At 72.7% G+C, this 23,503-nt stretch carries 1 protein-coding gene (only partly in view); it reads right to left on the bottom strand.

Annotation, left to right across the window (positions count from 1 at the left end):
* Positions 1–23,503, bottom strand: the 5' portion of a protein-coding gene (locus G4D86_RS43520) for an Ig-like domain-containing protein (RefSeq protein ID WP_164000763.1). Its footprint begins 8,600 nt before the window's first position; only the first 23,503 of its 32,103 coding nucleotides appear in the window; the start codon lies at positions 23,501–23,503; the stop codon falls past the left edge of the window.

Genomic DNA, 23,503 nt, shown 5'->3' with positions numbered 1-23,503 from the left:
GCGGCGGCATCACGGTGACCACGGTGTCCTTCCAGGCCTCGTTGCCACGGACATCCTTCGCCGTCACGCGCAGCCGCACCGGCGTCCGCGCCGTCACGGCCGGCGCCACCCAGCGAATCCCCGCCGGGGGACGCTGGAAGGACGCCAGCGGCACGGCGCTCTCGGCGCCAATCGCCTGGGTGATGGAGACGGAGGTGACGGGGTTGTTGTCCGTGACGGTCAGCCGCAGCTCCAGCGCCGTCCCGGAAGCCACCTCGCTGCCGTCGGCCGGCGCCACCCACGCCAGGGTGGGCGGCGTGACGTCCGGCTTCACCGTCACCTGGATGACCTGGGGCTCGGAGTAGCGGCCATTGGAATCCACCGAGCGCCCGACGATGTCGCGCACCTCCGGCCCGCTGGCCACCGGCTCCATGCGGAGCATCGCCCCCGAGACCACGGGCTGCGTCTGCGACGACGTATAGGTGTCACGCTTGAAGAGCGAGCCGTTCAGGCTCAGCTCGATGGCGCTCACCCAGCTGTTGTCCCGGGCTTCCGCCGACAGGGTGATGGACTCGCCCTCTTCCTTCGTGAGCACCCGCTCCACGGGCGTCTTGAAGACGAGCGTCGGCGGCGGGTCATCCGTCAGCGTGAGGGTCACCGGCTTCGTGCCCACGTTGCCCACCGCGTCCTCCATGGTGGCGACGAGCTGGGGCTGCGTGTGCGCCGCCTCCAACGGCCAGCGGTAGCGGAAGACGCCTCCGCTCAGCGAGAGGGCCTGGCCCCCGATGGTGAGGCGCGGGTTCTTCGGCTGCACGCCGCTGTTGTCGGTGCCCGTCACGGAGAAGGCGTGCTCCACATTCACCGGCAGCGGCAGGGTGCCGAGCGGCTGGGAGCTGCCCACCAGCGTGATGACCACCTCCGGCGGAACGTCATCCTTCACCACGAAGGGCTCCGCGACCGGGGCGGACTCGTTCCCCTCCACGTCCGCGACCTTGTCCACGCGGACCGTGTACCGGGCCATGCCCGTCAGCGGCGCCGCGCTCTCCGGCAGCACGTACGACACCGTCCTCGCGGCGAGGTCCACCACCACGGAGCCTCCAAGCACCGGCGCCCCATTGGCGTCATACAGGCCGATGCTCCTGCGGGGCCCGCCGTCGGCGGCCAGGGGCTCGTCGAACGTGGCGGTGAAGACCTTCTGCAGGCGGTCCACCTGGACCTTGCTGCTCACGTTCCAGCGGAGCAGCTTCGGCGCGCGCCGGTCTCCCCGCGTCACGGCCCCGGGGACGGAAATCTCCTCGCCCTGCTGCTTGAGGCGCAGCGCCACGGGCCCGGCCGGGCCCGCGGGGACGAACACGTCCACGCTCGTCGGCGTCAGGTTCGAGGTCTGGGCCAGCACCCCGTCGAGGAGGACCTGGAGGCCGCGCGTGAAGCCGCCGCCGATGACGGTCACCTTCTCGCCGCCCACGTCCGCGCGGTCGGGCGAGACCTCCGTGTACCGGAGCTTCGACAGGTAGACGAACCCACCCGGCACGTCGAATGGCGTGCCGACCTCGGGCTGGATGCGGACGCGGACCGGGCCCGCGGAGGTCGTCCTCGGCGCCAGCACCTGGAGCGCCGTGGACGTGGCGGTGTGGTCCGGGTCATCGCTCGCGAGCAGGCCGCCGAAGAGCACCTTCGCGCCCGCCGGCAGACCGGTGCCGAGGATGGCCACGGGGTAGCCCCCTTCCATCGAGCCGAACGCCGGAACGATGGCGCTGACACTGAAGGCCGGAGCCCCGGCGCCGGCCTTCAGGGAGAACCACCACGGCTGGAGTACGGTTCCGCCGAGCACCCCGGTGGGAGCGAACGTCACCCGGGCCGTGTACGGATGGCCCACGGTAAGCGGCGAGGCCGGCGTGAACTGGACGGTGCCAGCAACGGGCGACGCCGTGGCCGGCGGAACGACCACGCCCTGCTCGTCCACCATCGTGAACGCGCTCTGCGCCGCCACGGACAGCGGCAGCTCGCTGGCGAGCGAGAGGAATACCGTCTCCCCTGGCGCGAGCGAGCCCCCCGGCGGCGGCGTGCCGCGGGCCACCGTCGGATAGGCCAGCGTGTCGAAGAGGTACGTCCTCGACGCGTCACCAATCAGCGCCATCCCGTTGCCCAGCAGCGCCTTGGGGGCCGCGAGGTCCGGGTAGGTGACGAAGGTGCGCTCCACGGGTCCCGAGCCGCCCGTGAGGTCCACCCACGCGGCGCGATTCAGGCCGGCGGCCAGCACCCAGGGCCCGGAGAGGGCCACCGACCGCGGCGCGTGCGCGGCATTGGCCGGCGTCCACGAGCCCAGCAGCTGCGGGGCGTCTGGATGGAAGGCCTCGTAGACGTGGACGGACGTGCCGACGGCCACGGCCACCCGGCTCCCGTCCACCGCCAGGGCGCGGGCCCCGGCCGGCAGTCCGTTGATGACGCTGAGCGTGCGGAGCTCACCGTCCTCGGTGCCACGCAGCTCCAGCCGCGACGCCCCACCCTCCTCGATCAACACGGCGAGCGCGCCGCCCTCCACCATGCCCAGCCCGCGGATGGTGCCCGGCGCCACGGAGAGCTGCGCCACGACCTCCAGCGCCCCGGCCGTGCCGCCGTCCCCGCGCAGCTCACTCAACAGCACCAGGTCACCGCCGCCGCCCAGCGCGACGGTGGTGGCATCCGCGTTCGCGGCGGCCGCCGTCATCAGCGTTCCCGGCGCCAGCAGCACGCGGTCCCGCTCCTGCGGGAAGCATGGGGCGCCCGGACCGCTGCCACAGGTTCCCAGGTCATAGCGAGCCACCGCGTGGGTGCCCACGAGCACCGCGCGGCCGCCCGCCACGGTGAGGGCGCTCGGCTCCACCACGCCGGCCACCTGCGCCGACGTCGACGTGCTGCCCGGCATGGACACGTCCAGCGCCAGCAGCTTGTCGCCCTTCGCCGCGAGCAGCGCATACCCCACCGTGGCCGACACATGGCCGTCGGCGGCGAGCTCGTCACGCGACGGCAGGGTGAAGGTGAAGGCCCGGGGCAGCGTGTGCGAGACGGGCGTCACCGCCCCCGGCGTCTCCAGGGTGAGGGCCACCGGTCCGACGATGCCATCCGGCACCGTCACCTTGAGCGCGCCGGTGGAGTCCACAACGACGCCACGCGCCGGCACGCGCTGGGGCGCGCCTTCCGGCGTGAAGAGGACGCGGGAGCCCCCGAAGAGGCCTTCGCCGGAGAGGGTGATGACCGCCCGGCTGTTGACCGGAGCGGATGCCGGCTCCACCTTCGTGATGCGCGGCGGCAACAGGTACCGGTACGCGCCCAGCCGCATGGCGGACAGGCCGTCCGGGTTGGTGAGCTGCACCGCGGCCGCGCCCGGAACACCGCGGGGCGCCTGCGTCGTCACCAGCGTGCCGGCATCGTTCTCCAGGCGGCAGCCCAGGGCCGGCGCTCCGCCGATGGACACCGCGCAGCCGCTCATGAAGCCCTCGCCGCGAAGCGCCACCATCTCGCCACCGTCCGGCAGGCCGTAGGCGGGCAGCACCTCGCCCAGCACCGGGGCCGCCGGCGTGTCCAGCGAGGCCGTCTGGAACCGGACCTCCGTGTCCGTCCCCAGGCCGCCGTCCCGCAGGTCCGTCAGGCCCGCGCCAATCCGCAGGACGTAGTCCGTGGACACGCTCAGCTCCGGGTCCACCGCCACGATGCGCGGTCCCCCGTCGACACTGGTGGCCAGCCACTCCACCGGCACGGTGGTGCCACCGTCCGCGACCTCCAGCCGCACCTCGTGCAGCGTCGTCGAGCGCGGCAGCTCGCTGAGGAGCACCTCCGGCGCGGTGTGGATGGACACCCGCTCCCCCTCGCCCGGCCGCGTCCCCAGCACCTCGAGGTGCGACAGCGGCGCGGTGGCAATCATCCCCGCCAGTGGCGAGGCCGCCTCTTCCGCGTGCTGCACCGGCAGCTCCACGGCCCGCCCGCCCACGTCGAGCACCAGCGTGCCCACCAGCAGGTGGCTGCCACGGAACGCCAGGGTGTTCGCGTCACCCGTGACGCTCACCCGCTCCAGCCACGCGGGGCTGCCCGCCGCCGGCACCCGGAAGCGCTGCACCTTGCCGCCGCCCGCCGCGACCCAGGCGATGCCCGCGGCCACGTGCGTCTGCTCCGCGGAGACATGCCCGCTCCCGAGCGGGTCCTGCAACGGCAGCACGACGTCCAGCTGGGGGCTCTCCGGGTAGCGCAGGTCGATGAGGGCCACTTCCTTGCGCTTGCCAAGCGAGACGAATGCGCGGTGCCCCTCGGTGGTGATGTGGCGCGCACGGCCGGCGAGCGGCCGCTGTCCCACCACCGCCAGGTCACCGCGGCGCGCATCCAGCACGTACAGCACGGCGTTGCCCGCGCTCCCGCCCGCCGCGAGGAGGTACCCGCCATGGAGCGCGAGCGCCGAGACACCGCCTTCGATGGCGCGCTGGCCCGTCAACCGCGGCCGCGCGTCCTCGGTGGTCCGCCACGCCCGCACACCGCTGCTGTCGGCGGTGAAGACCATCTCGCCGCCCGCGGCGACGTCCACCGTCGGACCCTGGCCCGCCAGCGAGAACTCCAGCGAGGGCGCGGCGGGACGGGTGATGTCGACGACCTTCAGGCCACCCGTGCCCGCCGCCACGTAGAGCCGGTCTCCCAGCCGCGCCAGGCGCCAGGCGCCGCCCTGCGTGCTGTCCGAGAACGTCAGCCGGGTGATTTCGCGGATGGCGGTGGGCTCGGCGGGGTCCGCCACCAGCAGCCCACCGGGTGACCAGACGCGCAGGCCGCCTCCCGACACGGGGTCGCCGCCCGGGCCGGTGACCTCCACCTCGCCACCGATGGCCGCGAACACCACTCCGCGGTCCAGCAGCAGGTGCCGCAGCGGAGGCGTCCCCAGCCGGGACACCGCGCCCGTCCCGTAGAGGAAGGACCGGGCCTTCGTGTACGGCACGTCGTCCGCCACCCGCGCCTCTACGTCCACCAGGCCGGCCTCATGCGGCGGCGCGTTCGCCAGGGCGGTCCGGGACGACAGCACCCGCACGTCCGCGGACTCCGTCCCGCCGAACATCACCCGCAGGCCGGGCCGGAAGCCCGTGCCCGACAGCAGCACGTCCGTCCCGCCGCGCTGATCCGCGCGGTCCGGCGTGAGCGTCTCGACGAGCAACGGATCGCGGTAGACGAAGCCGCCCAGCCGCAGCGCCGACAGCCCGCTCGGGTCCACCACCTGCACGGACACCGGACCGGCCGCCGCCGAGGGGGGCACGTCGACGAGGAGCTTCGAGTTGTCGCTGCCCGTCTTGGGGAGCAGCACCTGGCCGCCCACGAGGACCTTCGTCCCCGTCCCGTCCGTCAGCGGACGGAAGTGGGCGCCCTCGATGACCACGGCAGTCGTCTGGGTCCGCAGGCCGTTGGACGGCGTGACGCTCGCGAGGGTGGGCTGCAGGGCCCCCTCTTCCGCGACGGTGAAGCGCAGGTCCACCGCCGTGGCCAGGGCGATGGGGCTGGCCCCCACGGTCCGCAGGCTGCCCTTCGGAATGGTGACGCGCACCCTCTCGCCACCGTTGAACGGCGGCACGGGCGGCTCCTGCGTCATCGAGGCCGGCTCGAAGAGGAGCGACGACCCGCGCACCCGCGGGATGACCTTCCAGGTGCCCGCCACGGTGCGCTCGACGTTGTCCGCCCCCGTCGCCTTGACCTGCACGGCCCCCACCACGGTGGCCGGCGCGACGGCGAGGTTGAAGTCCACGCTCACCTGCGCAGCCACGGGCGCGAGGGCGTCATTCACAGGCGAGGAGCCCACGGCCAGTAGCTCCGCGGGAGGCACCTCCACGACGGACTGCGTGGCATCGCGCGTGGCCACCCAGAGGCTGCCACCCGCCCAGGTGAGGCCCCGGCCCTCGGCGGCGAGCTGCGCGGACTGGAGCGCCACGGGCGCCGCCTCGCGCTCGGGGCTCACGTCGAACACATACACCCGCTGCCCCACCGTGACGTAGGCGCGGCCCGCGCGCACCGCCACGCGGCTGCGCAGGAGCACCGACGTCGAGGTGAGGCTCGCATCCACCGTCACCCAGCCCTTCTTCGCGCCGGCGCGGTCGTAGATGCTCAGCCGCAGTCCGTCTCCGGACTCGCCGTTGACCTTCGACGTCAGCACGTAGAAGCGGTCCGGCCCCAGGTCCAGCGCCAGGCCGTCCTCGGGGTAGAGCAGGCGCGCCTCGCTCGTCACGACATCGAGCGTCGGCTTCGTCAGGTCCAGCACCTGGATCTGCCCGCTGCCGGAGCTCGGCTCGGTGACGCTGACGTAGGCGCGCGTTCCCTCGATGCGCACGCCCGTGGCCGTGCCAGAGGTGGCCACCCGGCCCACCGTGAAGGGACGCGCCGGGTCGGAGACGTCCACCGCGGTGATGCCCGGCCCCTCCGCCAGCAGCGCCAGCGGATGGCTCACGTCCAGGCCGAGCACCGGGGCCGTCGTCCGCAGGCTGCCCTTGCGGATGGGACGCTCCTCCAGCAGCACGTCGAAGATCTGCAGCCCGGGGGCGTTCGCCGACACGCCCACGTACAGGGTGCTGCCATCCAGCTTGATTTCCGAGGCCTCCAGCGGCGGGAACCCCGGCAGCGTCAGGTGCGACCCGAACGGCAGGTCATACGAGAAGGTGCCCACGACGAAGGACTCCGGCTCGTCCTCGGGGTCCTCCGCGTCGCGCTCCAGCGCCACGGGGACCAGGCCCGCCGTGCCCTCGGGCAGGGTGAACTTCACCTGGCGCAGGTCGATGACGTCCACCTCACCCGCCAGCCGCGTGCCCACGCGCACCCGCGTGCCCGGGGCAATCGCAGCGCGGTCCAGCGTCAGCGTCACGCGCGTGTTGCCGCCCACGGGCCCGTGGTCCGGAGACAGCGTCGCGTGAGCGCCCACCAGGTCATCCAGGTAGAACACGCCCGAGGGGAGCTCCGAGCGCGGGCCCCCTGGATCTCGCACCACCACGTCCGCCGGGCCCGGCTGGTCCGACGACGGGGCCTTCAGCGTCAGCCGCGTGTCCCCGTCCGTCACGGAGCATTCGGAGGCGGGGATGACGCAGTCCACCTCGGTGCCGCCAATGCGCACGAGCGCGTTGGTGCCGAAGCCGCTGCCCACCAGGGTGATGTGCCCGCCCTGGAGCGACACGAGCCGCGGCGTCACCGACGCCACCACCGGGAGCTTGCTGGAAGCCCCGCCCGTGCGGAACCGACCCTTGAACGGGATGAGCAGGCGGCCCCCCCGGTCGTCGGTGACGCCGGCGATCCGCAGCGTGTAGGGCTTGTTCGCCGCCAGCGTCCCGCCCACCGTCACGCTCAGGCCGTACCGCAGCAGCTCGTGGTTCGTGAGCGACGTCCACGTCAGCGGCATCCGCGCCGGGCCCTGCATGACGGGCTGGTCGTTCTCGTCGAGCAGCTCCAGGGTGATCGGCTCACCCAAGGCGCCCACGGAGGTCCGGACGCTGCCCGGGTTGATGGGTCGGCTGAAGAGCACCGTGAAGGACGGGCCCTCCGGAGGCACCACGGAGTCGCGCTCCGGCGTCATGCCGGTGACGAAGGAGAAGGGCACCAGCAGCTCGGTGACGCGGTCCTTGCCCGCCACCAGCAGCCGGTCCCCCACCGCCGCCGAGTCCATGGCGGCCTCGGTGTTGCCGCCGGCCACGAGGCGGGGGTTTCGCGGATCCGCCACGTCCACCAGCACCACGCCGCCCTCGTTGGCGGAGACGAAGAGCATGTCGCCCACCAGCCGGAGCCGCTGCGGCTGGCCCGGCACGTTGGACAGCGCCTCGCTGAAGAGGATGCGCTTGCCCACGAGCTCCACGGGCTTGTCGAGGTTGGAGACGTCGATGAAGAGCAGCCCCAGCTCGGCCGCCGCGACGATGGCCACGTCGCGCACCACCACCACGTCCGTGAGGTTGACGTCGTAGGACAGGCTTCCGCGGTTCGGCTTCTCGCGGCTGGACGGGTCATGGATGGAGAAGAGCCCCTCGGGCTTCTCCACCACGCCTTCGCGCGCGTGGTACGTCGTGCGCTGCCCACCGCGCGCACCGCCGCTCACCGAGAACTCGGGCGGAGGCGGCGCGGTCGGGTTCGAAGAGCAGTAGTAGACGCCCTCGTGCTGACCCGCGGCCACGAAGAGCAGGCCCCCGTGAACGGTCATGCCATAGGGCTCCGCCCCCACGTCCACCGTCCGCACCAGCAACGGGTCCGCCGGGAAGCGCGTGTCGAGCAGGCGCACCTTGCCGCCGGCGCCCGCCGCGGGCTGCGTCCCCCTGCACATCGAATCGCCCGGCGGCGGGTTGGGCACCATTCCGTTGAAGGCCACCCAGCTGCCAATCGGCGTGGGCAGCAGCCGCGTGGCGTACTCCGCTTCGCCGAAGACGCCGAACTTCGCGGCGCCCAGCTCCTTCAGGTCGCTCGGGTTCAGCACCGCCAGGCCCGCCTCGCCGTTGGCCACGAGCACCTGTCCGGGAAGCGCCGCCACGTCCATCGAGTCCGGCGTGAGGGCGATGTCCGGCAGCGGAGAGCCCGCTGGCAGGTAGCGGTTCAGCACCGCGAACAGCCGGTCCACCTGGGCGTCAGCCGGCTCCGCGGCCGTGCCGTCGGTCGCCTCCGGCTCACCCGGCTTGTTCATGTCGTAGTGGGCCAGGCGCATGGAGTCGTAGAACACGCCACCGCCCGTCAGCGGGCCCGTGTACGGACGGCTCGTGCGGTTGCCGTTCCCGGACGCGCCCGCGGACGCGTAGATCCGCTTCGGGTGCTCGGGGCTCACGAAGAGCGTCTTCGGGAAGATGCCCGCGGCGTACTCCTCGCCCGCATTCGCCGGGCCCGGACGATTCACGCCCAGGGGGAGGCTGCGCTCCAGGCCGTAGCCCACCTTTTCCACCAGGGAGGCGGACTCGGGCAGGCTGTCCGCGGTGTTGCCGCCGCGGTTGTCCGGCAGCGTGGTGCTGACGGTGACATCCGCGAAGCCGTTGGCGCCGAACGAGCCCGGCGGGGCCTCGACGTTCAGCAGGCCCGTGGACGCCACCGACACCGCCAGGGCGTCGACACCGCCGACCTTCACCACCGGCGCCCCCATGGCGCCATAGGCCCAGGCGGGCAGGAAGCCGTCGCCGGTGATTTCCATCCGGCTGCCGCCGCGCGCATTGAGGAAGCGCGGGGTGGCGCTGCTGAGCCAGAGGGGCGACTTGTAGAGGAAGCCGCCCGGCCGCCGGTCGGACAGGCCCGACAGGCAACCCGGCTCGTAGTTGATGACCTCCACGTCCGCCAGCCCGGGGACGCCCTCGGGCGTCTTCACCGTCAGCCGCGTGGAGTCATGGATGGCCGAGGGCAGGACGACGGCGTCGGCGCCGCCAATGCGCACCTTCACATCCTGCGTGAAGCCCTCGCCGAGAATCTGGAGGATGGAGCCGCCGCTCACGGGCCCCACGCGCGGCACCACCTGGGCGATGCGCGGGCGCGGGAAGAGCCCGCCGGCCGACTCGAAGTCCGCCGCGAAGGGCGCCATCAGGCGCTTGCCATCCGGCGTGGCCAGCTCGGTGGACACCGAGAGGCGCAGCCCCGAGAAGCACTGCCCCGCGACCGCGGGCAGCGGCGTCTGCGGCCGGAACCGGAGCACCACCGTGCTCACCGGCAGCTCCGCGCTCCCAGCCTCCAGGTCCACCTGGGGCTCCGCCGTCTTCAGCCACTCCTCCCCATTCACCAGGAAGGACACCGCCTGACGCGCGCTCTCCGGGGTGATGGTGGTGGAGAAGGTGAGCAGCAGCGACGGCAGCTCGCGCGGCACCCGGTCACCACGGCCCACGCTGGAAGATACCAGCACCAGCTCGGCCGCCGGGCCGAACTCCAGCGACCAGCTGGTGGACGACCGCTGCCGCACGCTGATGACGCGGCCCCCCGCCACCGCCACCGTGCGCGCCGCGCCGCCCCTGGCGCCCGTCACGTGGTACAGCAGCTTCGGCGCCTCCAGGTTGCTCAGGTCCACCACCGCGACGCCCGCCTCGCCCACGGCCACGTACGCGAGGCTGCCCACCAGCCGCACGTCGGACGCGAAGCCTCCGAGCACCGCCTTGCCGACCTTGTGCTCGGAGATGGCCGGAGCGCCCTCGCCCGTCAGCCGTACCAGGACGAGCCCGGCGTCACCGGCGGCCACCACCGCCCAGCCCCGGTGCATGCGCACGCGCTGCACGTCGAGCTCGACGGAGCCGAGCACCAGCGGAGCCGACTCGGCGTCCTCCGTGAGGCGCTCCACGTTCAGCAGGTGCAGCCGCCCCTGGGTGAAGCGATGCCCCTGCGTCCACACGCCCGTGCCGAGCACCGCGCGGCCGCCCTCCACCGCCAGCGCGGTGGCCTGCGTCGACCGGGTGTCCGGGGCAATGGGCGTCCCGCGCGTGTTCAGCAGGAACGGCGCGTGGGAGATGTCATAGCCCCGCAGTCCCCCCGCCCCCGCCGCGGCGAGCAGGCGGTCTCCCCGCGCGTCGAGCCCGAACACGGCACCCGCGCCAGCCGGCGTCGAGGACACCAGCCGGGGCTGGGCCGGGTTGGAGATGTCCAGCTCCATGACGGTCGCCACGGCGTACTCCCCCGCCGCGTTGCGCCGCCCCGCGCCCACGAAGAGCCGGTCTCCGCCCTCGACGGGATACGCCAGGGACAGCAGCTCCCCACCCTGGGAGTCCCACTGGCCGATGATGCGGTCGTCGACGCGGTCGCGGTCCTCGTCGATGAGCTCGGTCCGCCGCTCGGGAGGAATGGGAATGCCCGCCAGTGGGCCCCGCGTGTAGAGGTTGGACAGGTCCACCACCCGCAGGCCCTGCGCGCCCACGGTGTAGATGGCGTCGCCAATCACCAGCACGTCGCGGATCTCTCCCGAGAAGGCCAGCGCGGAGTCCGTGGGCTGGTCGAAGGTGTAGAAGCCCTCGCGCGTGACGGTGTCCCCGTCCGGCGCCGGGCGCACCACCGTCACGGCCACCGGGCCCCTCAGCCCGTTGGGCGTATAGGCCTCGAGGCGGCCCATGCCGAGCGTGCGCACGCGCAGCGCGCGCTGGGTGCCGAAAAAGACGTCCATGGGCCGGTCGGTGGCGAAGCCGGTGCCCTCCAGCACCACCCGCGTGCCACCCGAGGTCGGGCCCCTGTCGGGGGTGATGGAGGCCAGCGACAGCGCCTCCGTGTAGAGGTACGCGCCCAGGCGCATGAGCGAGCCGCCCGAGGGGTTGCGCACCTCGAGGCTCGCGGCGCCCGCGGCGCCCGCCGGCGTCCTCACCCGGACCCACGTCCTGTCGGAGGCGACCTCCACGACCTTCGCGGCCGTTCCTCCGAAGCGGACCTCCAGGCCGGGCTCGAAGCCCGCGCCGCGCAGCGTGACGAGGGTGTCACCCTCCACGGGCCCCTGGCGGGGCTCGACACAGTCCCGGAGTCCGTCCGGGGTCGACGCCGGGCAGATGAGCGTCACGGGGACGCGATCGGCCGAGGTGGACGTCTCGAACTCGGCCACGAAGCGGCCGGGCATCACCGCGTCGCCATCCGAGACGAGGCCCTGGGCCACGACGCGGTAGGCGGTCCGCTCGTCCAGGTCCTGCGATGGGTCGAGGATGATGGCGGTGCGGGCCTCGTTCAGGCTCCAGGTCGCGTCCACGAGCGCGCCGTCGGCGGAGCCGTTGAGCTTGAGCAGCCGCACGGAGAAACGCTCCCGCACCCTGCTGTCGTGGTGCAGCGGCACGCTCAGCATCAGCGTGATGGGCTCGGAGACGCGTACGCCCGTCGCACCCGCTCGAGGCGTGCTGCCCACCACGATGGGGAACGGCACCTCGACGAGCGCCAGCGCGTCCGTCGCCCCCGAGCGCGGCACCACCCCGTTGATGGTGGCCGCGACGAGGTTGCCCTCGACGGCCACGTCCGCGAGGGAAGTGGCCGGGTACAGGTCCACCGCGTCCACGGAGAGCGGCGCGGCCAGGTCCGACACGAGGTTGAGCTGGACCAGCGAGGAGCCCGCAGTGGCGCCCAGGTGGGGACCGAGGTCGGCGGAGAAGAACTGAACGGGCACCAGCGACTTCACCGCGGACACGACGCGCGGCTTCGTGGGCTGCGCCAGCGACACGGTCCGCGCATCCGAGGATGCCGCGAGCCCCAGGGTGCCGGACACCGCCAGGTCACCGAGCGAGGGGGCCACCTCGCCCACCACGGGGAAGCCGGGCCGCGCCAGGTCCACCACGAGCGTGGAGCCGGAGAAGCTGCTGCGCATCGCGGTGACGGCGGCGTAGCGCCCCATCGCCTTCACGCGGGTGATGGACGGAGTCCCCAGCGCGCCCCCCTGCAGGAAGGAGCGGACGGAGCCCACCAGCATCGGCTTGAGCGGATCCCTCAGCGAGAAGATGGCGAGGCCCCCCTCGCCGGCGGCCACCAGCGCCAGGTCATCCACCACGTCCACGCCATGCGCCTTGCCCTCGAAGGGCATCGCGTACGCGAACTTCGGCGCCGTGGGGTTGGTGGCGTCCACCACCAGCAGCGACGGGCCGCCCTCGCCCACCAGCTCCACGCCCTGCAGCTCCGGCGCGTCCGCGACGACGTAGGCCGTGGTGCCACGCACCGCCAGGGCGCGCGGCAGGTACGGCGGCGGGAAGGAGACGCCGCCCATCATCTTGGCGTCCTTCGGGTCGCTCACGTCCACCAGCGACAGCGCGCCCTGGAGGCTCTTCTTCAACACCTCCACCACCGTCGCCCCCTGACTGACGGCGCCGTCCGACAGCACCCACGCGCGCTTGCCGGAGAGGACCAGCTGTCCGGGCATGCCCTGCGGGAGCCGCTCCTGGGGACGGCCGTCGGAGCCGTCCTTCTGCGGGTCGTAGCGGCTGACGATGTCCGCCGTGCGCAGGTTCGAATAGAGGAAGGCCCCGAGCGCCTCCACGCGCTGGCCGTCCGGGTTCTCCACGATGATGTCCGCCGGGCCGAAGTCACCCTCCGGCGTCCTCAGGCGGACGCGTCCGGGCGACAACACCTCGACGCGCGTCGCCGGGCGGCTCCGCGAGACGCCGCGGAACGTCACTGTCGCGCCCACCTGGAAGCCCGCGCCGGACAGCTCTACCAAGTCATCGCCCTGCGTGCGGCCCGCGGCCGGTGACGCGAAGTTCACCTCCAGCATGGGCAGGTAGACGAAGCCACCCAGCAGGCTGCCCTGCAGCCCGTCCGGGTTGATGACGGTGACGCGCACCGGCCCCTTCACCTGGGGCGGCGTCACGGCCGTGAGGAACGCGCCCGACGGGTCGAGCCCCACCTCGGTGGCCTCCTCGGTCGAGAAGAACACGCGGGCGCCCGACACCAGCCCCACGCCGTGAATCTTCACGCGCGTGCCACCATCCTCGGGGCCCGCCGGCGGCTCCACCCGGACGACGGTCGGAGGCTCACCCTCGGCCGCGCGGGTGCGGAAGCGTGACGTGAAGGTGGCCTGCAGCGTCCCGGCCTCGCTCCTCAGCCCGCTCTCGCCTCCCGTGATGACGACGTAGATGTCCGCGTTTCGCGGCAGCTTCGGCTCGGTGCCCGTCAGCGTGAAGACGAGCTGGCGCGGGCTCTCGCCCACGGAGGCCGTCGCGGGCACCACCGTCGAGGAGAAGGGCGTGCCCACGCGCAGCACGGCGAGGGTGGGATGGGCGGAGAGGAACGCCGCGTCGATGGGCTGTGAGAATGTCACCGTCACCGACGGGGCCGTTCCCGACAGCGCCACCTGGTCCGCGCCGTTCGCCGGCACCACGTCCGTCACCAGGAACTGAGGCAGGTTGAAGTCCACCAGGCCCTGGTGGCCGAACAGGGTGAAGGGCTGGCCCTCGAAGATGCTCACGTCCTGCGCCTGCGGGACGTTGGCGCGCACGAACGTCTTCGGGAAGCCCTCCGGCGGGACGACGGAGGCGGACAGCAGGCCCTTCACCGGCCGGGACTCCTGGTCCACCAGCTGCACGGTGGACACGGCGAGGCCGCCCGACATGGCCAACGAGCGCTGGCCGGTGGCCACCAGGTCGCGGCGGCGGGGCGAGTGCGACAGCAGCGCCTCCACCAGCGGCGGGCTGGAGCCCAGGTCCACCACCGCGAGCGCCGACGAGGCACCCTGGCAGCCCACGAGCGCGCGGGTCCCCGACACCTCCACCTCTTCCGCCCCGCCCGGCACCGGCGTGAAGCCGCGCTCTCCCATCTCCGGGTCCAACAGGTCATGCACGCGCAGGCCAGCCGAGCCCGCGGCCACCAGCAGGTCGTTGCCCACCACGGCCACGTCCCGCGCATCCCCCACCACGGGGACGACGTTCAGCCGCTGCGGCAGCCCCGGCACCTCCAGGCCCACCGGCTTCAGGTCCACCACCACCACGCCGGCCTCGCCATTGGCCACGAAGGCCAGGTTCCCCTCGGCCTTGACCGCGTACACCTCCGGGCCGGGCAGGTCGATGGAGCCCCGCAGCACCGGCATCGACAAGGTGGTGGTGTCGATGACCACCAGCTCGCTCGGCTCTTCGTTCAGCCCCTGCACCGCCACCAGCGCCAGGTTGCCGTGGAAGGTGGCCGCCACCGGAATGCCCGGCAGCTTCACGGTGCCGCCCGGCTGCACCCCTTCCGCCGTGAGGGTGAAGACGTGGGCACCCTGGGGCCGCACGGGCACGCCCTCGGGCAGGTCCCAGCCGCCTACGATGCCCTTGCGGGTCTTCGCGTCCAGCGCGAGCGCGCCCAGCCGGTAGTCACCCGGGCCGCTCATGCCGAAGAAGTACGCGGGCGTCCGGGCCGGCCGCATGCCGACCTCCACGCTGACGTTCGCGGACTGGCCCACCTTGCCGGACAGGTCCTTCGCGTCCGCCTTGATGACGAGCAGCTCCTCCGCGCTGGCCGCGGAGTTGGGCACCAGCCAGGTGAAGGGGTACAGCGGACGGCCCGCGGACCCCAGCACGGGCACCATGGACGTGCCCACCCGGGTGCCATCCACGTAGAACGAGACGGCGTCCACGATGCCGTTGTCCTCGGCGGCGGCCGCCAGCACGAGCGGCTCCGCCTCGGTGACGACGTCCAGGTCCGGCGGGTCCACCAGCTCCACGTTCGGGGGGACCTCGTCGCGAATGATGAGGACGCTCTGCGTCTGCGACGCCACCTCGTGGCCCGCGGAGTCGACGGCCACGGCCTGGAAGTCCAGGTAGGCCCGGGGGTTGTTGACGGGCACCACGTAGCTGGCCACGTAGGCCGTGGGCCGGCCGGGAATTCCCGCTGGAGCGGTGGCGGTGGCCACCTTGCGCCCGTCCACGAAGAACGTCACCGAGGACACCGCGCCCTCAGCATCCTCCACCTCGGCCTCCATGCGTACGCGGCCGCCCTCCAGGAGGGTGGCCCCGTCCGAGGGCCGCACCAGCACCACGCGCGGCGGACGGTCCTCCACCACCTTGAAGGACACCGCCCGCGACAGGCTCTCCTGGCCCGCCGAGTCCACCACCCGGGCCCGCAGCCACAGCGTCTGTCCCACCTGGGCGGGGTCCGCCACGTAGCGGTGCTCGAAGGGCAGCAGGAAGTGCCGGCCCACCTCGGAGACCAAGTCCTCGCTCGGTCCCACCAGGAAGGTGACATGGGCGACCGACACGTCGTCACTGGCGTTGGCGAAGAACGTGGTGGGCCGTCCGGCCACCGCTTGCGAGGCCGTGCTCACCGTGACGGTCGGCTTCGCGTCGCCAATGGCCTCCACGCGCACCAGGGTCGTGGCGGAGTTGCCGCTCGTGTCGAGCGCCTCCGCGGTGAACTCCAGGGGCACCGGCGTCCCGTTCTCGGCCACCAGGTCCTTGGCGATGGGGTACGAGAAGCGGAACGGCGGCGCGGCGAAGCGGGCCACCTCCTTCGGCGCGGCACTCCCCACCTTCACGTGCACGGTGACGGCGGCCACGCCGACGTTGTCCTCGGCGCGTGCCTCCACGTCCAGGCGCAGCCCCTCCACCATGCGGGAGTTGTGGGCGGGCGAGGCGAAGGCCACGGTGGGCTTCTGGGTGTCGCGGATGGCGCGCACGCGCCGCTCCGGCGCCGTCACCGTCTTCCCCGCCGAGTCACGCGCCTTCGCGCGCACCGTCAGCGTCCGACCGTCGGAGCCATACGGCAGCGGCACCCGGAAGGTATACGGGCGCGACGTGCCCACGAAGTGCAGCGGCCCATCCACACCGCCCTCCACCGTGACCTCCACCGCCTCCACGCGGACGTCGTCCTGGGCGGCCACCAGCACGGAGAAGTCACGGCCCTCCACCACCGTCGCGTTGTCGCCCGGCTGGGCAATGGCGACCGTGGGCGGCTGGTCCTCCTCGGCAATCAGCGTCACCGCCTGCGAGAAGACGAAGTGGCCGAAGCTGTCCACCGCCTTGCCCTCGAGGATGACGGTCGTCCCCTTCGGCAGGTCCGCCGGAGGCACGTAGGCGAACGTGAAGGGAGGCCGCTCGAGCGCGAGCCCGTACGGCACCTTCGTCATCACGCCGTCGACCTGCATGACGCGGAAGAGCTGCACGCTGGTGACGGCGACGTCGTCCTCGGCCGCGAGCACCACCGTCACCGGGTTGCCACGGACCACCTGGGTGCCGTCCGCCGGGGACACGATGGCCAGCGCCGGCTCCCGGTCCCGCACCACGTCGATCTGCTGGTACTCCAGCTCGCTCCACTGGCCGGACACGTCCCGCGCGCGCGTGGCCACGAAGTACGGCACCACGTCCAGGGCGGCCCGCGACTCCAGCTTCGGGACGATGTGCTGGTACGTGACGAAGGGCGTGTAGACGTCGAAGGCGGAGCCGGGCAGCGCGTTCACCGGCGGGAAGTCCCCGGCCGTGTAGACCGGCTTCATCTCCTCGGCGCTCGGCCCGGCGTAGATTTCAATCCGGTCCACGAACGCGTTGTCGCGCGCCTGGACCTGGATGAGCACCGGCGTACCCTCGACGATGTCGCTGCCGAGCGTGGGGCGCAGGATGCTGGCCACCGGCAGGCTCGTGTCCTGGACGATGCGCACGCGCCGCTCCAACGAGGCCCGGTGGTCCTCGCGGTCCACGGCATCCACGCGCAGGCGGATGAAGGCCTCGGTGCGGCTCGGGTCCAGCTTCACGAAGCCCGGCGGCAGGCTCAGCGTGGTGCGGTACGTCTTGAACCGGCCCATCTCCTCGGTGGGCACGCGCATCGCGGCCAGGGCCATGCGGACGAGCGGATCCGAGGGCGTGGGGATGCCGTCGCCGTCGCGGAACGTCTCGACTGCACGGCCGTCCATCTCCCCCAGCGTCACGGCGGGCGTGGTGCCGCCGTTGACGTAGAGCTCCACCCGCTTGACTCCGAGGTCGTCCCCGGAGAGCGCGCGCAGCTGGAGCTGGATGCTGCCCTCCACCAGGTACCCGTCCACCGCGGGCTCCAGGATGGCCAGGTCCGGCGCGCGGGGCTGCCGCGACTCGATGATGAGCCGCGTCCTGCCCTCGTGGCCCTGGTCGTCGCGCGCGGTGATGGTGAGCACCGAGGGCGCGCCGTTCAGCCCGACGGGCGGTTTGAAGGAGAGCGTCTGCTCCCGGCTCGCCGCGTTGACCGCGACCCAGGACAGCGGCCCTCCCGACGGGTCCTCGCCGTCGTAGTCCACCTGGAAGTCCGTGACGACCACGTCATCGCGGACGCGGAAGCGCAGCTCCGCGTTCGTGTTCTGGATGAGGCGGACGAAGCCACTCTGCAGCTCCCGCTGGGTGACCTGCTCTCCCGCCGACGTCAAGCTCACCCACTCCACGACGGGGGCCGTGTCCGCGCGGACCTGCGCGAAGAGCGGGCTCGACGTCGCGGTGTTGCCCGCGCGGTCCCACGCCGTGGCGGACAGCTCCAGGGTGCCGGCGGTGGCCAGGGCGCCCGGGATGGTGAACTCCACGTCCTGGCGAGGGCCCACCAGGAGCTCCTCGCCCACCTGCGTGCCCCGCGCGTAGAGCCGCACCCTCGCGGTGCTCGCGTTGTCGGTGACGCGCACCGTCGCCTTGAAGTCCCGCCCCTCCACCACCACGCCCTGGTTGCCGGCGCTCGTCACCGAGACGGCCGGAGGCTGCCCGTCCGCCTGGACGGAGAAGGTCCGCTCCGCGCGCGCAGTCGCGCCACGCGAGTCCACGACGAGGGCGGTGTACAGCACCTGGGCCGCGCCCCACGCTTCGGGGATGCGCAGCGACACCGGACGCGCGGTGGGCCGGCCGGCGCCCGCGAGCGCCGGGTTGATGGCCTCCACCGCCGCCTTCATCCCCTCCGCGACCACGCGCACCTGGGGTGCCGTGTGGCCGAGGTAGCGGATGGACAGGCGGGAGACGAGCGGCGCCTCGTTGCTGGCGCCGGCGGAGAAGGTGACGACGACCTCCTCCATGTCCACGAGGCTCGCCGGGAAGCCGAGATCGGCGGTGAGGAGCGTGCCGGTGCCGTCCGGAGTCAGCGTGAGGGCGCGCGCCTGCGAGGGCGGGTGCGCCGCGAAGAAGGGGCTCGTGGCGTTCGCATGCGGGCGGTAGACGTAGGTGACGTTCGCCACGGCGGCATTCGTGGACTCCCAGCGGGGAAGCTCCAGCACCAGCGCGCCGGGGGCATTGTCATCGGCAAGGAGCGCCTGGGGCGACACGGTGACGCCCTTGCTCCCCACGGTGGCGGTGAAGCGCGCTGGCAGGGCCGTGGTCCTCTCCCGGCCGAAGGAGAGCGTCGCGCTGGAGACGGGGCGATCACCCGGGGAGATTTCGGAGGGGAAGCTGAGCTGGAAGGAGCTCTCTCCCACGGCGGACAGGCTCACGGAGGGCGCGACGAGCCACGCCGAGCGCAGCTTCACGTCGTCCTGGAGCTCCAGCGTCGCGGGCGTGAGCTGCTCCTCGGTGAGCCGGCTCCCGGGGTCCGGCATGGTCCAGACCACGACCGGCGCGGTGTCCGCCACGAGCTGGCAGGAGAAGCTGGTGACGGTGGCCCGGTTGGCCGCGTCGACGGCCCGCGCCTCGAAGACCACCGTGCGGGGGCCATCCGCATCCAGCGGGAGCAGCGGGAAGGGACCGGACAGTGTGATGTTGCTGGGGCTGCTCGTGAGCTCGAGCCCGCCCCCCGGCTCCACGGGGTCCCCATCGAACAGCACGGACAGCGACGACAGCTCGCCATCGTCCGTCGCGTGGACGCGCAGGACGGGCGTCGAGCCCGCCACGCACGTGCGCGCATCGGGCGTGCCGTCCAGGGAGATGCGCACCACGGGAGGCAGCTTGTCCTCGCGCGCGACGATGCGGAACTGGACGGACGAGCTCAGCTCGAAGTTGCCCGCGGCGTCGTACACCTTCGCCCGGAGCGTGTGGAGGCCGGGCGCCAGGCTCATGTCACTGGCGGGGAAGCCGACCGCGCCAGCCCACGAGCCCGCATAGCGCCGGCTGAGGAGGATGTCCCCCGGCCCGAGCGGGTTGGGCGTGCGCTCCTCCTCGAACCTCCACTCCGCCTCGCGGATGCGAGCCCCCGAGGAGCTCTCGGCCAGCTCGTAGTCGGCGTCCACGACCACGCCCACGCGGGTGACGCGCACGTCGTCGGAGACGTCCACGCGCATGCTCAGGCTGCCGTTCTGGGGCACCTCCAGCACGCCCTCGCGGGCGGGCTGCGGCGAGACCAGCACCACCGTGGGGCTCTCCGTGTCCTCCGCCACGTCCAGCACCACGTCGGTGTAGGTCCCCGCATCGTGCAGGTCGACGGCCGCCACGCCCACGGTGGGCGGAGGGCCGCCGTCCTGGACCAGGGGCGCGCGGACCACGAGGCGCTGGAGCTTGGACAGGTCCTGCTTTCCGTTCGTGGGAATGGGCGGGAAGCCACCGTCCTGCAGCACGCCGCCGGAGCGGCCCGCCCAGGTCACGTTGCCGTCGTCATTGGCCACGGTGAAGGTGATGTCGACGTCCTCGCCCTCCTTCACCGGGGTGCGCGGCGCGGGCGTGTAGAGCGTCACCTCGGGACGGGTGTTCGCTCCCACCTGCAGCTCGATGCGCCGCTCGGCCTTGTTGCCCGCGGCGTCCTCCACCCGGGCCAGCAGCGACATGGGCTTGTCCGGCGCCGCCGGGGTGGCCCTAACGCCGTTGAACCGGAAGACCTGGTACAGGTTCTCCTGAGTGCCGCTGGTCGACGTGCCGGCCTCCACGTCGTTCACGAAGAGGGTGGCCTTCGTGACGCCCACGTTGTCCGCCGACACCACCTCGATGGGGACGGAATCACCGGTGAAGAGCCGGCCACCCTCGACGGGCGTGCGGAAGGCCACCATCGGCTTCTCGTCGTCCGGGACGACATGGATGGTGAGGAGCGTGTCGCCGGACTGCTGCCCGGCGGAGTCCGTCGCGCGAGCCCGGAGCTGCACGGCCTGGGGCGAGTCGGGCAGGCTCACGAGGAACCGGTACGGAGGAGCGGCCAGCGGGTCGCCGACGCGCGTCGCGCCCTGGTACAGCTCCACGCTCGCGATGGCGACGTCGTCCTCCGCGCTCAACAGCACCGTCAGCACCGTCCCCACGGGGACGGTGTCCTCCGCGGACGGGGTGACGAACGCCACGGTGGGAAGCGCATCCTGCGTGTTCAGAGCGAGCACGCGCTCCTGGACGCCCACCCTGCCCGCCGCATCCTCGGCCTCGGCGATGAGCTTCAGCCCCTCGACGAGCTGCGCCTTCGGCACGACGGCATGGGTGATGAAGGAGCCCAGGCGTCCCTCGTCCTCCAGCGGAGAGGCGTCCTGGACGAGCAGCACGCGCTCGCCGCCCGGGCGCTGGGTGAAGAGGCGCACCTTGACGGTGTCCACGTTGTCGCCGCCCGTCACGGTGACGAGCAGGGGCTGGGACACGGGAACCTTGATGCCGGGTCTCGGCGCCTGGAAGGCAACGGTGGGGGCGGTCGTATCCGGCTCCACGTGCACCGTCACCCCGTGCAGGGGCGTGCCCGTCTGGCCACGGGCATCCCGGGCCACGGCCGTCACCGACAGGTCCCCGGCCTGGCCGGGCGTCGCGAAGCGCACCAGGTACGGCGGCGCGCTGGACTGGCCCACGCCCGCGTCGTTGACGTACCAGGCGACGTTGACGGTGTCGGCCTTGTCGTCCACGACGTTCGCCGTGAGGCGCAGCGTGGTGCCGGCCACCACGTTGGCCCCGTCCGTGGGGGTGGAGATGGCGATGGTGGGCGCCGCGTCCGCCTGGACGACCAGTTCGAAGCGCGCCCGCCGCTCCTGCCCGGCGTTGTCGATGGCCTGCACCTCCACCTGGTGCCGCCGGCCCACGCTCCCGGACGGGGGCGTCCAGGTGAAGGAGAAGTCCTTGGAAGCGGTGGACGTGCCCGCCAGTCCCTCGGCGGAGAGCTGCTGGGTGGCCACGGCGTTGCCGTCCACCAGCAGCGCCACCCGCACGCCGAAGGACAGCGCGTCGTCACCGATGGTTCCGCTGACGGTGAGCGGCAGCCCGGCCCGGGCCTCCACCGACGAGCCCATCGGCTGGCGGATGGAGACCAGCGGCGGCTCGTTCCGCACGATGCGCACGAGCATCGCCGCGCCCTCGGCGCTGGCGCCTCCCCGGTCCACGCCCACCGCCCGCACCATCGCGGTGGTGCCCGCGCTGCCCGGCGGGGGAACGTAGGTGATCTCCCACAGGGGCACGGCCACGAGCTCTTCCGGGTCCGTGTTCGGGAGCGCGCGGATCTCCATGCGTGGCGTCTGCGAGGCGCCCAGCGGAGCCCCATCCACGGTGAACCGCACCGTCTGGAAGTCCGAGGGGGACAGGTTGCCCGACATCCAGTTGCCGCTCGTCACCCGGATGACCTGCGGCAGCCCCTCGATGAGGTGGGCGCCCGGCGAGGGCACCTCGTAGACGATCTGCTTCGCGCTCGGACCGGGAACGGGGGTGACCTTCACCTTCACCGCCGCGGCGGGAGTCATGGCCCCGCCGATATCCTCGACCTCCGCGGCCACCTCCAGCGTCGCCCCCGACTGCGTCGGGGCCTGCACCTGGAGCACGTAGGGCGCCTGGGTGTCCACGGCCACGGGGACCCGGGCCTTGCCCAGGAAGAACCGGACCTCCTTGATGCCCATGTCGTCCGTGGCGAGCGCCTTCACCTCGAAGGAGGTGCCGGCCGTCACGGTGGTGGGCGAGGCCAGGCGGATCTCCGGCGCGGCGTTCTTCGCCTCCACCTGGCGCGCGGAGGCGGTGAGCGTGGTGCTGTCGTTCACCCGGTAGGTGGCCTGGATGGAGGCGAAGCCCGGACGCTTCGCGGTCAGCCGGCCCTGGGCCGACACCTCCACGCTGGTGTCGGAGGAGGTCCACTGGACCTTCGACGTGAAGGAGGTGAGGTCCACGTACCGCTCGGCCCCATCCACCCTCAGGACGCCCACGAGCTTGAGAGGCAGGGTGCCCCCCACGCGGTCGATGACGAACTCCAGCGGTTCGATCAGCGTCCGGGGGTCCAGGTCCCGGTGGATCTCCACCCGCTCGAACTGCGCCTGCTGGGTGACGAGGACGGGCACATCCACCGTCCGGTTCGCATACGTCACCTGGAGCGTCGTCTCGCCCGGGAGCAGCGCCACGGCCATGCCGTCCTGCGCGACGGAGACGACGTCGGGGTTCCCGGACGCATAGGTCACCCCGTGCCGTGCGCCCGACAGGTCCACGTCCCCCGCCACCGCGAAGCGGCCGGTGACCTGCAGCCGCACTGCCTGGCCAATCTGCTCCAACAGCAGGGACGAGGGAGACACCACCAGGTCCACCAGCGGATCAAAGGTGGTGGAGCTGGCGAACTCGACGGCCGAGGTGTGCACCGTGCGGCCGAACGCATCGCGCAGCGCGACGTCCGCGATGACCACGCCATCCGGAGGAATGGAAATCCCCTCCAGGGTGGGAATGGTGAAGCTGATGCGGCCGGGGGCGCTGGCACGGGGACGGCCTACCAGCCCGCGGGCCACCATGAAGGCCCGTGGCTCCACCTCACCCAGGTCACCGTGCACCAGGTTCAGCGCGATCGCCGAGGCGCCCAGGACGGACACCTCCGCGGAGGACACGTCTCCCGTGTAGTTCACCTCCAGGGTGATGTGGCTCCGGGCCTCGTTCGCGCGCACGGCGATGGGCGTGGCCCCGAAAGCCGGGGGGCTCGACTTCGCGCTGAACGTCACGGGGAGCGGGTCGCCCGAGGTGCCATCGGCGGCCAGCGGCGTGGCGATGACGGTGAGCACACCGTCATCCGGGAAGGGGGCCTTCAGGGGGATGAGCAGGTGGAAGGGCACCGCGCCCGCGAAGTCACGCTCCACGAGCAGGTCGTTCAGGGTGACGAAGCTGCCCTTCGTCGCGGAGTCGCTCGTCACGGACACCCGCAGCCGCGACGGCTGCTCCGCGATGTCGAAGCCAATCTCCGCGCTCGTCGCGCCCGGGCGCAGCGGGGCCAGCGGGTAGGCGGCGGTGACGACAGGCTCCGGAGGCGGCTGCTGCGCGCTCGCGGACAGGGCAAGACCCAGGCAGAGAATCGCCAGCACGGCGCGCCCACCGTTCGTAACGAACCGATTCAC

This window comes from Pyxidicoccus caerfyrddinensis, from assembly GCF_010894405.1.
GTDB classification, from domain to species: Bacteria; Myxococcota; Myxococcia; order Myxococcales; family Myxococcaceae; genus Myxococcus; species Myxococcus caerfyrddinensis.
Note: the sequence above shows the minus strand (reverse complement) of the source record. Positions and strands in the feature narration are given on the sequence as shown.